General features: G+C 72.1%; 14 protein-coding genes. 9 read left to right on the forward strand and 5 right to left on the reverse strand.

Features of this window, described 5'->3' with window-relative positions:
* Window positions 1-26: 26 nt before the first annotated feature.
* On the reverse strand, window positions 27-815 hold the full coding sequence (locus ACFCZF_RS29760; RefSeq protein ID WP_376674252.1) for a SigE family RNA polymerase sigma factor: 789 nt from the start codon (window positions 813-815) through the stop codon (window positions 27-29).
* A 263-nt stretch (window positions 816-1,078) separates the two neighbouring features.
* On the opposite strand from ACFCZF_RS29760, the gene afsQ1 reads away from it, so the two are divergent.
* From afsQ1 to ACFCZF_RS29785, 5 genes are all read left to right on the forward strand, one after another.
* The gene (afsQ1, locus tag ACFCZF_RS29765; protein ID WP_375921214.1) at window positions 1,079-1,756 is read left to right on the forward strand and encodes a two-component system response regulator AfsQ1; all 678 of its coding nucleotides are present in this window, start codon (window positions 1,079-1,081) and stop codon (window positions 1,754-1,756) included.
* A gap of 280 nt (window positions 1,757-2,036) precedes the next feature.
* A complete protein-coding gene (locus ACFCZF_RS29770) occupies window positions 2,037-3,635 on the forward strand; it encodes an ATP-binding protein (protein WP_376674253.1) in 1,599 nt (532 codons plus the stop codon).
* Window positions 3,635-4,243, forward strand: a complete 609-nt coding sequence (locus ACFCZF_RS29775; RefSeq protein WP_376674254.1) for a hypothetical protein — start codon at window positions 3,635-3,637, stop codon at window positions 4,241-4,243. Before ACFCZF_RS29770 ends, ACFCZF_RS29775 begins: the two co-directional genes overlap by 1 nt.
* A 125-nt stretch (window positions 4,244-4,368) precedes the next feature.
* Entirely contained in the window at window positions 4,369-4,920 is a 552-nt protein-coding gene (locus ACFCZF_RS29780) for a VanZ family protein (RefSeq protein WP_376674255.1), read from the forward strand.
* Window positions 4,921-5,015: 95 nt separating this feature from the next.
* Window positions 5,016-5,219, forward strand: a complete 204-nt coding sequence (locus ACFCZF_RS29785) for a PspC domain-containing protein (RefSeq protein WP_210957772.1) — start codon at window positions 5,016-5,018, stop codon at window positions 5,217-5,219.
* A gap of 139 nt (window positions 5,220-5,358) precedes the next feature.
* Here the strand turns inward: ACFCZF_RS29785 and ACFCZF_RS29790 are convergent, their stop codons facing one another.
* A complete protein-coding gene (locus ACFCZF_RS29790; protein ID WP_310871579.1) occupies window positions 5,359-5,727 on the reverse strand; it encodes an ATP-binding protein in 369 nt (122 codons plus the stop codon).
* Window positions 5,728-5,905: 178 nt separating this feature from the next.
* Window positions 5,906-7,036 carry an adenosine deaminase gene (locus tag ACFCZF_RS29795; RefSeq protein ID WP_376674256.1) on the reverse strand — a complete coding sequence of 377 codons (1,131 nt, stop codon included), beginning with the start codon at window positions 7,034-7,036 and terminating at the stop codon, window positions 5,906-5,908.
* A 156-nt stretch (window positions 7,037-7,192) separates the two neighbouring features.
* Here ACFCZF_RS29795 and ACFCZF_RS29800 point away from each other — a divergent pair, with 156 nt between their 5' ends.
* Window positions 7,193-7,954: an alpha/beta hydrolase gene (locus ACFCZF_RS29800; protein WP_376674257.1), complete on the forward strand. Its 762-nt coding sequence runs from the start codon at window positions 7,193-7,195 to the stop codon at window positions 7,952-7,954.
* Between the two features lie 52 nt (window positions 7,955-8,006).
* On the opposite strand, the gene ACFCZF_RS29805 is transcribed toward ACFCZF_RS29800, so the two are convergent.
* Window positions 8,007-8,960 carry a LysR family transcriptional regulator gene (locus tag ACFCZF_RS29805; RefSeq protein WP_376674258.1) on the reverse strand — a complete coding sequence of 318 codons (954 nt, stop codon included), beginning with the start codon at window positions 8,958-8,960 and terminating at the stop codon, window positions 8,007-8,009.
* Window positions 8,961-9,023: 63 nt separating this feature from the next.
* Between ACFCZF_RS29805 and ACFCZF_RS29810 the strand changes: the two genes are divergently transcribed.
* Window positions 9,024-10,358 (forward strand): MFS transporter, encoded by a 1,335-nt coding sequence (locus ACFCZF_RS29810; RefSeq protein ID WP_376674259.1) that lies wholly within the window; start codon window positions 9,024-9,026, stop codon window positions 10,356-10,358.
* 106 nt (window positions 10,359-10,464) lie between these two features.
* Window positions 10,465-11,469: a sigma-70 family RNA polymerase sigma factor gene (locus tag ACFCZF_RS29815; RefSeq protein WP_376674260.1), complete on the forward strand. Its 1,005-nt coding sequence runs from the start codon at window positions 10,465-10,467 to the stop codon at window positions 11,467-11,469.
* Here ACFCZF_RS29815 and ACFCZF_RS29820 read toward each other — a convergent pair.
* A complete protein-coding gene (locus tag ACFCZF_RS29820) occupies window positions 11,362-11,748 on the reverse strand; it encodes an STAS domain-containing protein (RefSeq protein ID WP_376674261.1) in 387 nt (128 codons plus the stop codon). The genes ACFCZF_RS29815 and ACFCZF_RS29820 overlap by 108 nt on opposite strands.
* A 135-nt stretch (window positions 11,749-11,883) precedes the next feature.
* Here ACFCZF_RS29820 and ACFCZF_RS29825 point away from each other — a divergent pair, with 135 nt between their 5' ends.
* Entirely contained in the window at window positions 11,884-12,804 is a 921-nt protein-coding gene (locus tag ACFCZF_RS29825; RefSeq protein ID WP_376674262.1) for an AEC family transporter, read from the forward strand.

Consider the following 12,804-nt stretch of genomic DNA (forward strand, 5'->3'; position numbering starts at 1 on the left):
TCGCGGGCCCCCCGGCCCGCCGTCCTTCAGGCGACCAACTCGCCGAAGGCGTCCTCCCGGTCACGGCCGAAGCTGAGGACCTCGTCCTCGCGCAGCCGGCGGAGCGACCGCCAGATGCTGGACTTCACCGTGCCGACACTGATGTCGAGGATCTCCGCGATCTCCGGGTCCGTGCGGCCCTCGTAGTAGCGAAGGACCAGCATGGTGCGCTGGAGTTCGGGCAGCCGGGCCAGCGCCTGCCACAGGACCGTGCGCAGTTCGGTGCCGCGCATCGCGTCCGTGTCGCCGGCCGTCTCCGGCAGTTCCTCGGTCGGGTACTCGTTGAGCTTGCGGCGCCGCCAGGCACTGATGTGCAGGTTGGTCATGGTGCGGCGGAGGTAACCGCCGACCGCCGCCTTGTCACTGATCCGGTCCCACGCCCGGTACGTCGAGAACAGTGCGCTCTGCAGCAGGTCCTCGGCCTCGAAGCGGTCGCCGGTGAGGTGGTAGGCGGTGGCGTACAGGGAGGCGCGGCGCTCCTGGACGTAGGCGGTGAACTCCGCCTCCGACAGCGAAGCGCGCGCCCCCGAGCCCTCCCCGTACGTCGTTCCCCCGTACGTCGTTCCCCCGTACGTCGTTCCCCCGTGCGCCGACCCCCCGCGCGTCTCCCCCTGACGCGTGTCGACCACCGCGATGTACGCGGTGTGCTGACGCCCGGTGCCGCGAGCGCACCCCCGCCCGCTCACGGCACCGGACTTCTCGGAACCCCGGTGTGTGTGCACGTCGTGCAGACGCGTGACCACTGCGCTGGTGCTGGTGCCCTTCAGCGTGTTCATCTCGCGCCCCCCGTCGTGGACTTCCGGTGCTCGGCCTGCTGTGCTGCGACTTGCCGTACTGCGTGTACCGCGACTCGCTGTGTTGCCTGTGACGAAAAGCTTGCCGCGGCGACTTCATGGCCGTGTCCGCCGACTGTCACAGACCTGTCACAGGGGTCCGTCACGGCTGGACCACCGTTCCTTCACAGGGTCCGGCGGCGTGGCGGGGCCCCATCCGGACCCACAGGTCGAACCCCACCCCCTCCATGGGCCAGAATGAGCCCGTGCCTTCCCTGTTGCTGATCGAGGACGACGACGCCATCCGTACGGCCCTGGAGCTCTCCCTGACCCGCCAGGGCCACCGGGTGGCCACCGCTGCCAGCGGTGAGGACGGTCTGAAGCTGTTGCGCGAGCAGCGGCCGGACCTGATCGTGCTGGACGTGATGCTGCCCGGCATCGACGGTTTCGAGGTGTGCCGTCGCATCCGGCGCACCGACCAGCTGCCGATCATCCTGCTGACCGCGCGCAACGACGACATCGACGTGGTCGTCGGTCTCGAGTCGGGCGCCGACGACTACGTCGTCAAACCCGTCCAGGGCCGGGTCCTTGACGCCCGTATCCGGGCCGTGCTGCGGCGCGGGGAGCGGGAGTCGACCGACTCGGCGAGCTTCGGCGGCCTGGTCATCGACCGGTCGGCGATGACCGTGACGAAGAACGGCGAGGATCTCCAGCTCACGCCGACCGAGCTGCGGCTGCTGCTCGAACTGAGCCGGCGGCCGGGGCAGGCGCTGTCCCGGCAGCAGTTGCTGCGGCTGGTGTGGGAGCACGACTACCTCGGTGACTCCCGGCTGGTGGACGCCTGCGTGCAGCGGCTGCGCGCGAAGGTCGAGGACGTGCCGTCGTCCCCGACCTTGATTCGCACCGTGCGCGGAGTCGGCTACCGACTGGATCCGCCTCATTGAACCCTCCCCCGGCAAAAGCAGGGGGATTCCTGGCTCAAGCAGCTCATCTGCTCTGCGAGCGGATGAGACTGACGCTCTCAGCACCAGCCGGGACGGAACCTGCCCGGTTGCCCGAAAGGACAAGGGAGTCGCGCGCCGCTTGGCTCTCGCAACGCACGATGGTCAGCCTACCCAACCGCGTGGGCGGTTTCCCGCCTTTGGGGCGAATGCCCTCTTCCTTGCTCCGCAGAAGCTCGATTCCCTCCCCGGCTGCCCAACCGGGAGCGTCCCCGGAGGTACCGTGACACAGAAGCCCCAGGGGGGTTCACGCGGCTGGGTCGCGGCTCGCAAGGGGGTCTGGTCCTGGCTGCGCTTCACCAGCCTGCGGCTGCGGCTGGTCCTCGTCTTCGGTCTCGTCGCGCTCACCGCCGCCGTGTCCGCGTCCGGCATCGCCTACTGGCTGAACCGGGAGGCGGTGCTCACCCGCGCCCAGGACGCCGTGCTGCGCGACTTCGAGCGGGAGATGCAGAACCGGGCGGGTGCGCTGCCCGAGCGCCCCAGCCAGGACGAGTTGCAGCACACCGCGGGTCAGATGGCCAACAGCAGCCAGCGGTTCAGCGTGCTGCTGGTCGCCGAGAACGCCGCCGGCGAGACCGTGTACGGCAGTTCCGGCGGCCTGGGCGGCTTCGCGCTCTCCGCCGTGCCCGAGTCGCTGCGCACGGCGGTGAACAAGGAACAGAAGGTCACCCCGGCCAACAAGCACCCGTACCACCTGTACTGGCAGCGGATCACCGAGGACGACACCCCCTACCTGGTGGCCGGCACGAAGGTGATCGGCGGCGGGGCCACCGGCTACATGCTGAAGTCGCTGGAACCGGAGGCCAAGGACCTGAACTCGCTCGCCTGGTCGCTGGGGATCGCCACCGCGCTCGCCCTGCTCGGCTCCGCGCTGCTCGCGCAGGCGCTGGCGACGACCGTGCTGAAGCCGGTGCACCGGCTCGGGGTCGCGGCGCGGCGCCTCGGCGAGGGCAGGCTGGACACCCGGCTGCGAGTGTCCGGCACCGACGAACTGGCCGATCTGTCCCGGACGTTCAACAGCGCCGCCGAGGCGCTGGAGAAGCGGGTCGCGGACATGGCGGGCCGGGAGCAGGCCTCGCGGCGCTTCGTGGCGGACATGAGCCATGAGCTGCGCACCCCGCTGACGGCGATCACCGCCGTCACGGAGGTGCTGGAGGACGAGCTGGAGTTCGAGGGCGAGGGCGGGAGTTTTGACCCGATGGTCGAGCCCGCCGTGCGGCTGGTGGTCAGCGAGACGCGGCGGCTGAACGATCTGGTGGAGAACCTGATGGAGGTCACCCGCTTCGACGCGGGCACCGCCCGGCTGGTCCTGGACGACGTCGACGTCGCCGACCAGATCACCGCCTGCATCGACGCCCGCGCCTGGCTGGACGCCGTCGACCTGGACGCCGAGCGCGGCATCCACGCCCGGCTCGACCCGCGCCGCCTGGACGTGATCCTGGCCAACCTGATCGGCAACGCGCTCAAGCACGGCGGGTCACCGGTGCGGGTGTCGGTGGCGCGGGCGGACGACGAGGTGGTCATCCGGGTGCGGGACCACGGGCCCGGCATCCCCGAGGACGTCCTGCCGCACGTCTTCGACCGCTTCTACAAGGCGAGCGCTTCCCGGCCGCGCTCCGAGGGCAGCGGGCTCGGCCTGTCCATCGCCCTGGAGAACGCGCACATCCACGGCGGTGGGATCACCGCCGAGAACTCCCCCGAGGGCGGTGCGGTGTTCACGCTGCGGCTGCCGCAGGACCCGCCGGCGGACGAGGACGCCGAAGACGTCGGGGGTACCTCGGGTGACGGGAGCACGGGCAAGGACGCGAAGGGACAGGTCTGATGACCGAACGCCGCCTGTCGGCACTCCCCGGGCTGGCCGTGCTGGCCGCGCTGCTCGCCGGGTGCGGCATCCGGGCCACGGAGGTGCCCACGGACTACGGTCCGGCACCCTCGCGGGTGCGCTGCTCGCTCGCCGAGCCGGACGTGTCGACGCAGGCCGCGCCCGGCGTGCCGGTGCAGGTCTTCCTGCTGTGCGGCTCGTCGCTGGTGGCCGTGGACCGGACGGTACGGGTGCCGGACGGCGTGGACTCCGGGCGGCGGGTACTGGTGGCCCAGGGGCTGCTGAACGAGCTCGCGGCGCCGCCGTCGGCCGCGGAGAAGGAGGCCGGGTACACCACGGACGTACGCCGCGGGGTCACCGTGACCGGCCCGCGCCCCGGTGACCCCGAGGACACGCTGCGGCTCGACACCGCCCCCGACGACCTCACCTCGTACGCCCTCGCCCAGGTCGTCTGCACCCTCTCCGACTCGGCCGCGGGTGAGGGCGACGGCTCCGTCGTCCTGGCCGGCCCCGGCGAGCGGTCCGCACGCCGCTACGTCTGCACGGACGAGGTCCGCGCCCGGCCGGGCAGCAACGAACCGCCGGCCGGCGAGGTCACGGACGGCTGACGAGCCGCAACGCGGCAGGGGGCGGGGCGGGCGCGGGGACAGTCCCGGGGGCCATGTGGCGCAAGCCTCACCCTTGCGGAGGAGAGGCCGGAACCGAGTGCGGCGGCGGCCGCGTCTAGGGGGACGTGCAGCGTCATGGGTTCCTCGGCGGCAGCGCCGCGCTCCGCATCCGTGTGACAGGAAGTGTCCTCCTGGTCGCACATCTCGCGTTCGTCGCCTGGTACACGCTGCGGCCGCTGGACGTCCCCTGGGTGCTGCCTCCCAACCTGGAGCCGGGCGCCGGGATCCGCTCCGACCTCGCGCTCGGCTGGCCCGCGGCGGCTCGCGCCCTCGGTGGGTCGCTCGCCCTGCTGGCGCCGCTGGGCGTGCTGCTGCCGATGGCGGGCGGCAGGCTGACCGTCTCGCCGCTGGCCTCCCTGTTGCGCACCATGGCGGCGGCGGCCCTGCTGTCACTGGGCATCGAACTGTTGCAGACCGGGGTGCCCGGTCAGGTCGTCGACGTCGACTCGCTGCTGCTGAACACGGCGGGCGTGGCCCTCGCGCATCTCGCCCTCGTCCCCGCGGGCCGGGCTCGGCTCCGTCGCAGGTCCGAGCGGGGGCGCCGGGAGGACGTCCCCCGGGATGAGCCCACTCAGGGTCGGACCCCGACGATTCCCAGGGTCGGTATCGCCCCGTAGAGCGACGCTTTGTTCCGTTCGTCTCCGTAGCGTGGAAGGCGGATGAAGGGGAAGCCGATCGGCAGTCCCCACCACACGCTCACGAAGGAGCCGCGATGTCCCGCCTCGCCCGCCCCACCAACGGCCGCATGATCGGCGGAGTGTGCGCCGCGCTGGCCCGGCGCTTCGGCACCTCCACCACCACGATGCGGACGATCTTCGTGGTCTCCTGCCTGCTGCCCGGCCCGCAGTTCCTGCTCTACCTCGCGCTGTGGCTGCTGCTGCCGTCCGAGGAGAAGGCCGCCCGTACGGCCTGGTGACGGGCCCGTACGGGCCGTGACGGCGGCCCGATGGACGTACCTCCCCTCTGGTACACCGATGGGGCGCACCCGGAACACCGGGTGCGCCCCGTCGGCGCGTGGGGAGAGGCGGAGAGGCGGGCTCAGCCGTCGATCGGGCTCAGCCGCCGATCGGGAGGCCGTTGACCGGCAGGCCCTGGGTGGGCAGGCCCTTGGCCGGCAGGCCGCCGAGCAGGCCGGCGACCGGCTTGGTCGGGCCCTCGGAGAGCTGCTGTTCGACTACCTGCTCGACGACCGGCTGCGCGGCGGTCAGACCCACGCCGGAGACGTGGCGGCCCTGCTCCAGGATGTTGCCCGCGCCGGGCACCACCTGGGAGACGGTCTCCGCGGGGAGCGTGCGGGCGACCGAGTCCACCGTCTGGGCGGTGTCCGGGAGCTCCGGGGCCGCGGTGGCCGCACCCGCGCCGGCGGCGGCGAAGGCGGCACCGAGGGCGGCGACACCGAGGGTCTTGGCAGCAGACTGCTTCATGAAATGCGTCCTCGAAATGGGATGACGGGGATGTGAGCGGTCCATGAACGTAAACACGCGGCACCCCTCGCGGCAAACATCGAAATGCGGACGGATTGTGAAAGCCCGTCCGCATTTCCGTATTACCGTCGGCTCCCGCTCAGCCCTCGATCTGGGAAGAACCGCTGGTGGAAGCCGTCTACTGGAACAGCCATTCGGACTTCAGCTCCGCGTATCCGGGCTTGATCACGTCATTGATCATGGCCAGTCGTTCATCGAAAGGAATGAACGCTGATTTCATCGCATTGACGGAGAACCACTGGATGTCGTCGAGCGTGTAACCGAACGCGTCGACAAGGTGCTCGAATTCCCGGCTCATGCCGGTGTGGGACATCAGCCGGTTGTCCGTGTTGACGGTGGCCCGGAAGTGCAGCCGGCGCAGCAGCCCGATCGGGTGCTCGGCATAGGAGTCCGCGGCCCCGGTCTGGAGGTTGGAGCTGGGGCACAGCTCCAGCGGGATGCGCTTGTCCCGGACGTACGAGGCGAGGCGCCCGAGCTTGACCGTGCCGTCCTCGTGGACCTGGATGTCGTCGATGATGCGCACGCCGTGCCCGAGCCGGTCGGCACCGCACCACTGCAGGGCCTGCCAGATGGACGGCAGCCCGAAGGCCTCGCCGGCGTGGATCGTGAAGTGGTTGTTCTCGCGCTTGAGGTACTCGAAGGCGTCCAGGTGCCGGGTGGGCGGGTACCCGGCCTCGGCGCCCGCGATGTCGAATCCGACGACGCCGAGGTCGCGGTAGCGGTTGGCCAGCTCGGCGATCTCCAGGGCGCGGGCGGCGTGCCGCATGGCGGTGAGCAGGGCGCCGACGCGGATGCGGTGACCGCCCGCCCGCGCGCGCCGCTCGCCCTCCCGGAAGCCCTCGTTGACGGCCTCGACGACCTCTTCGAGGCTGAGCCCGCCCTCCAGGTGCTGCTCGGGGGCGTACCGCACCTCGGCGTAGACGACGCCGTCCTCGGCGAGGTCCTCGGCGCACTCGGCGGCCACCCGGACCAGGGCGTCGCGGGTCTGCATGACGCCGACGGTGTGCGAGAAGGTCTCCAGGTACCGCTCCAGCGACCCGGAGTCGGCGGCCTGGCGGAACCAGACGCCGAGCCGGTCGGCATCGGTCTCGGGGAGTTCCGAGTAGCCGGTCGCGCGGGCGAGTTCGACGACCGTGCCGGGACGCAGCCCGCCGTCGAGATGGTCGTGCAGCAGAACCTTCGGCGCCCGGCGGATCTGGTCCGGCGTCGGAGTCTTCGCGGTGGTCTTCGCGGTGCTCTGGCTCGTCATTTCCGCACTCTAACTCCTACGCGCGTAGAACGTGGGGTGAACGCACGGACACGGAATGCGGACCTGATACGGGGCCGCGGTGTACGTACTCGTCGATATGTAACGGTGACTGCGATGACGGGTGGCGTGCACCCGGTCTTCTGAGAATGTTCTGCCATGGCACAGCAAGCGACGCCGGTCCGCCAGGCCCGGCTGGGGCGAACGCTCGGTCCGGAGGGGACGGCGGTGAGCGGCGTGGTGCTGCTGCTCCCCGGCGGCGACGAGGTGTCCAGCCGCAAGCCGTCTCCGCTGCTGGCGGCCGCGTCCGTACGCGCGTTGGGGCGCCGGCTCGCGCGCGCGGGACGCGACGAGGGCCTGGCCGCGCACGTCGTGCACTACCGCTACCGGGGCTGGAACGGCGCCGAGGCCCACCTCGCCCGGGACGCCGACTGGGCCGCCGACGAGGCCGTACGGCTCTACGGCGACGTACCCGTCTGCCTGGTCGGCATCGACATGGGCGGGCGGGCCGCCCTGCGCGCCGCCGGACACGAGGCCGTCAACTCGGCGCTGGCGATCGCCCCTTGGCTGCCCGACGAGGACATGGCCGCCCCACCCGAACCGGTGAAGCAGCTCGCCGGGCGCCGGGTGCTGATCGTGCACGGCACGAACGACGAGCGCAGCGACCCCGAGCTGTCGTTCCGGCTGGCCTCCCGGGCGAAGAAGGCGAACCGTGCGGTGTGCCGGTTCGAAGTGCACTCCGACGGCCACGGCTTGCGGCACTACCGGGAGGAAGTCGCCGCGCTCACCGAGGACTTCGTGATGGGTGTGCTGTTCGGGCACGCGTTCTCGCGGCCGGTGGAGGACGCGCTGGCCGCTCCCCCGCCGCTGGGGCTGCGGATGCCGCTGGCGGTGGGGTTCGGGAAGTCGCTGCGGCGGTAGGGACCGCGTGTGCGGGAGGGCCGGGGTCAGGACGGGAGCGGGCGGGCCGGGGTCATGACGGGAGCAGGTGGCCCCGCCTCGACAGCAGGAACTTCTTGAACGCGGCCACCGGGGGTGTGTCCGTACGCCCCGCCAGCCAGGCCACGCCGATCTCGCGGGCCGCGCGCGGGGCCGTCACCGTCAGTTCGACCACGCCGGGGCGGGGCACCGCGGGCGGCGGCAGCAGGGCGACGCCGAGGCCGGCCGCGACCAGGCCGCGGAGCGTCTCCGCCTCCTCCCCCTCGAAGGCCACCTTGGGCCGGAAACCGGCCTCCTTGCACAGGGCGTCGGTGATGCGGCGCAGGCCGTAGCCGGGCTCCAGGGTCACGAAGACCTCGTCGGCGGCCTCGGCGAGGCGGATGCGCCTGCGGCCGGCCAGGGAGTGGTCGGCCGGCACGACCAGGCGCAGCTTCTGCTCGTCGAGGCGGCGGGCGACCAGGTCGGGGGCGTCCGGGACCGGGGAGGTCAGGCAGAGGTCCAGCTCACCGGCGCGCAGGCGCTCCAGCATGGCCTCGCCGTAGTTCTGGACGAGGCTGAAGCGGACGCGGGGGTGGTCGGCGCGGAAGGCGTGCAGCAGGCCCGGGACGGTTTCGGCGCCCATGGTGTGCAGGAAGCCGAAGGCGACCTTGCCGGTGGCCGGGTCGGCGTCCGCGCGGACCTCGTCGGCGGCCCGCTCGACCTCGGCGAGGGCGCGTTCGACGGAGCCGAGGAAGGTGCGTCCGGCGACGGTCAGCGCGAGGGTGCGGCCGCGGCGGACGAAGAGGTCGACGCCCAGGTCCGCTTCGAGGCGGACGAGGGCGCGGGAGAGGGTCGACTGGGGGACGTTCATCTCCTGGGCGGCCCGGGTGACGTGCTCGGTGCGGGCGACGCCGGCGAAGTGCGCGAGGCGGGGCGCGAGCAGCGCGACGATGTCTTCTGTGTCACCGGACGGTGACAGACGGGCCTGTGAGCTTTGCTGATGCACCATGGGAACGATTATGGCCATTCCATGCATTGGACGGATGAGCGGCGCTCTCCGTACCGTCGCTGCATGACTCCCGCCGATACCGGGGCGTCCACCACCGTGGGCGCCGCTGCATCCGTCTCCGTCCCCGACGCCCCCGACGCCCCCCGCGGCCCCGACGCGACCGGCACCTCCGACTCGCGCATGACCCCGGGCGGGCCCGGTTACCGCCGGATGAGTCTCGCCCTCTTCCTCGCGGGCGTCGCGACCTTCGCGCTCCTGTACTCCACCCAGGCGCTGCTGCCGCTGATCTCGGGCGACATGGGCGTCACCGCGAGCGACGCGAGCTGGACGGTGGCCGCCGCGACCGGCGGCCTCGCGGTGTTCGTGCTGCCGATGAGCGCGCTGTCGGAGCGCTTCGGACGGCGTACGGTCATGACGGCGTCGCTGGCGGTCGCGGTGACCGTCGGTCTGCTGGTCCCCTTCGCCCCGTCACTGTCGGCGCTCGTCGCGCTGCGCGCGGTGCAGGGTGCGGCGCTGGCCGGACTGCCGGCCTCGGCGACGGCGTACCTGGCGGAGGAGGTCACCCCGCGGGCGCTGGTCACCGCGATCGGTCTGTTCGTCGCGGGCAACAGCGTGGGCGGGATGAGCGGCCGGGTGATCACCGGCTGGGTGGCCCAGGAGTGGGGCTGGCGGGTCGCCGTCGGCGTGGTCGGAGTCCTGGCGGTGGCGTGCGCGGTGGCCTTCCGGCTGCTGCTGCCGGCGCCGAAGCACTTCACGCCGGGCTCGCTGCGCCCGCGCGTCCTGGTCCGCACGGTCCGCGACCACCTCGCCAACCCGCTGCTGCGCCGCCTCTACGCCATCGGCGCGCTGTTCATGACGGTGTTCGGCGGCGTCTACACGGTGATCGGCTACCGCCTGGCGGAGGCGCCGTTCTCCCTGCCGCAGGGTCTCATCGGCTCGATCTTCCTGGTCTACCTGGTGGGCACGGTCTCGGCGTCGACGGCCGGCCGGCTGGTGGGCCGCCTCGGCCGCCGAGGGGCGCTGTACCTGGGCGGCGGTACGACGGCGGCGGGCCTGCTGCTGTCCCTCGCCCCCTCCCTGCCGCTGGTCCTGCTGGGCCTGGTGCTGATCACGGCGGGCTTCTTCGCCGGGCACGCGGTGGCCTCGTCGGCGGTCGGCAAGACGGCCACGCACGGCCGCGCCCAGGCCTCGGCGCTGTACCAGTCCGCCTACTACGTCGGCTCCAGCGCGGGCAGCACGGTCGGCGCGGTGGCCTTCCACTCCGGCGGCTGGGCCGGAACGGTCGGCGTCGGGCTGCTGGCGGTGCTGGGCGTCGTGGCGATCACGGTGCTCGGGTCCCTCGCGGCGCGCCGACAGGCCGCGGACACGCCGGTGCGGGTCTTCGGCCTCACTCGCTGACCTGCGCCTTTCTTGACTGCACAGGCCATTGTCAGTCCCCTGCGGTAGCTTCCGAAGTGCGAGGCGCGAAGACGCGCACGAAGGACGCCACAGGGGTGGGTGGACGATGACCAACGGCACCGTGACGACGGAGCTGGACTCCGCGCTGGAGAAGCACCGCACCGAGCTGACGGGGTACTGCTACCGGATGCTCGGCTCCTCCTTCGAGGCCGAGGACGCGGTCCAGGACACCCTGGTCCGCGCCTGGCGGAGCTACGACAAGTTCGAGGGCCGCTCCAGCCTCCGTTCCTGGCTGTACCGGATCGCGACAAACGTCTGCCTGGACATGCTGACCGCGGGCAACAAACGGGCCCGCCCGATGGACCTCACGGACTCCACGCCGCTCGCCCAGGCCGCCCTGTCCCCCCGCCCGGACCACACCTGGCTGGAGCCTATGCCGGACGCCCGCGTACTGCCCTCGACCGCCGACCCGGCCGAGGCCGCGGTCGCCAAGGAATCCGTGCGGCTCGCCTTCATGGCCGCCCTCCAGCAGCTGCCGCCCAAGCAGCGGGCGGTGCTGATCCTGCGCGAGGTGCTCGCCTGGAAGGCGAGCGAGGTCGCCGAGCTGCTCGGCACCTCCGTCGCCTCCGTCAACAGCGCCCTGCAGCGCGCCCGTGCGACCCTCGCCGAGCGGGCGGACCAGGGGGACGGCGCGGCGGTGTCCGACCCCCTGGACGAGGAGCAGCAGAAGCTCCTGGACCGCTATGTCGCGGCCTTCGAGGGCTACGACATGACGGCGCTGACGGCGCTGCTGCACGAGGACGCCGTCATGACGATGCCGCCGTTCGACCTGTGGCTGTCGGGTTCGGCGGACATCACCGGCTTCATGACGACCCTCGGCGCCGCGTGCGCGAACTCGCGGCTGGTGCCGGTCGAGGCCAACGGACTGCCGGCCTTCGCGCACTACAAGCCGGACGAGGAGGCGGGCGGCTTCGCGCCGTGGGCGGTCCAGGTGCTGGAGATCTCAGACGGCCGCATCACCGGGTTCCACTGCTTCCTGGACACCAAGCGGTGGTTCCCGCTGTTCGACCTGCCGCTCCGTCTCGAAGCGGAGACCGACGAGGTCCAGTAGCGCGTGCAGGGCGGGGTCGGGGTCGCGCAGCCGGATCCGGCCCCCGGCCCGCCGGGCGGTGAGCTCCAGGCGGGCCAGCAGGTCGACGACGGCGAGCCCCGGCGGTCCCAGCCCGCCCACGTCGCAGACGACCACCCCGGCCCGGGTGCTTTCCATCAGCGCGCGCACCTCGTCGCAGAGCCGGGGTGTCTCCCCTCGGGAGACAGGCCCCGGCAGCACGAGTACGGCGGGTGTCACGGCGTCCACGTGCGGTAGACCCGGGGTGGGCCGGGAACTCATCGGTGCCCGTCATCAGAGATCACATTGACGTGCGCGCACCCTCACCCGGAGGGTTTGCTGCATGCCCCACGTATCCCCTCCCCGCGCCCTGCCGTTCCAGGTCCGTCCGCTCGGCCTGCTTGGCGGGGAGGTGCCGTGCAGGGGGTGCTGACCGGCTTCGCGGTCATCGCGGTCGTCATCGGCGTGGGCTATGTGCTGGGGCTGCGGGGTCATCTCGGTCCGCAGGGTCGTGAGGTACTGACCAAGCTCGCCTTTCACGTCGCGTCCCCGGCCCTGCTGTTCACGACCCTCGCGACGGCCGACCTGTCGGTGGTCTTCTCCAGCCGGCTGCTCGTCACGGCGCTGTCGACGGTCGCGGTGGCGGGGGTCTTCGTCGCGGTGGGTGTCGTACGGGGCTGGGGCGTGGGCCGGACGACGATCGGCGCCCTGTGCTCCGGCTACGTCAACGCCGGCAACCTCGGCATCCCGATCGCCGTGTACGTCCTGGGCGACGCCTCGCTGGTGGCGCCGGTGCTGCTGTTCCAGCTGGTGCTGGTGACGCCGGTGGCGGTGACGATCCTGGACCTGTCGGGAGGGGGCGGGAAGGGCTCGCTGTGGCGGCGGCTGCTGACGCCGGTGCGCAATCCGATAGCGCTGGGCTCGCTGGGCGGGGTCGCGGTTGCCGCGAGTGGGCTGCGGGTGCCGGACGCGGTCATGGATCCGGTGACCTTGATCGGCAACATGTCGGTCCCTGCGGTCCTGCTGGCCTTCGGCATCGGTCTGTGCGGTTCCACGATGCCGTTGCGGGGTGCGGAGCGGCAGCCGGTGCTGCTCGCCGTGGCGTTGAAGGCGGTGGGGCAGCCGGCGGTGGCCTGGGCGCTGGCGTCCGGGGTGTTCGGGCTGCGGGGCGCGCAACTGCTCGACGTGGTGGTGACGTCGGCGCTGCCGGCGGCGCAGAACCTGTACACGTACGCGTCGACGTACGGGGTGGGCGAGCGGCTGGCGCGGGACGCGATCCTGGTGTCGACGGTGGTTTCGGTGCCGGTGTTGGTGGGGGTGGCGGCGGTTTTGGGGTGA

Source organism: Streptomyces sp. NPDC056296 (assembly GCF_042268605.1).
In the GTDB taxonomy this organism is placed as follows: domain Bacteria; phylum Actinomycetota; class Actinomycetes; order Streptomycetales; family Streptomycetaceae; genus Streptomyces.

What these genes read in the sequence shown, in the direction of transcription:
- ACFCZF_RS29760 (WP_376674252.1), bottom strand. Translation starts at nt 815, where the DNA reads ATGAACACGCTGAAGGGCACCAGCACCAGCGCAGTGGTCACGCGTCTG.
- ACFCZF_RS29775 (WP_376674254.1), top strand. Translation starts at nt 3,635, where the DNA reads ATGACCGAACGCCGCCTGTCGGCACTCCCCGGGCTGGCCGTGCTGGCC.
- ACFCZF_RS29785 (WP_210957772.1), top strand. Translation starts at nt 5,016, where the DNA reads ATGTCCCGCCTCGCCCGCCCCACCAACGGCCGCATGATCGGCGGAGTG.
- ACFCZF_RS29790 (WP_310871579.1), bottom strand. Translation starts at nt 5,727, where the DNA reads ATGAAGCAGTCTGCTGCCAAGACCCTCGGTGTCGCCGCCCTCGGTGCC.
- ACFCZF_RS29795 (WP_376674256.1), bottom strand. Translation starts at nt 7,036, where the DNA reads ATGACGAGCCAGAGCACCGCGAAGACCACCGCGAAGACTCCGACGCCG.
- ACFCZF_RS29800 (WP_376674257.1), top strand. Translation starts at nt 7,193, where the DNA reads ATGGCACAGCAAGCGACGCCGGTCCGCCAGGCCCGGCTGGGGCGAACG.
- ACFCZF_RS29805 (WP_376674258.1), bottom strand. Translation starts at nt 8,960, where the DNA reads ATGGTGCATCAGCAAAGCTCACAGGCCCGTCTGTCACCGTCCGGTGAC.
- ACFCZF_RS29810 (WP_376674259.1), top strand. Translation starts at nt 9,024, where the DNA reads ATGACTCCCGCCGATACCGGGGCGTCCACCACCGTGGGCGCCGCTGCA.
- ACFCZF_RS29815 (WP_376674260.1), top strand. Translation starts at nt 10,465, where the DNA reads ATGACCAACGGCACCGTGACGACGGAGCTGGACTCCGCGCTGGAGAAG.
- ACFCZF_RS29820 (WP_376674261.1), bottom strand. Translation starts at nt 11,748, where the DNA reads ATGAGTTCCCGGCCCACCCCGGGTCTACCGCACGTGGACGCCGTGACA.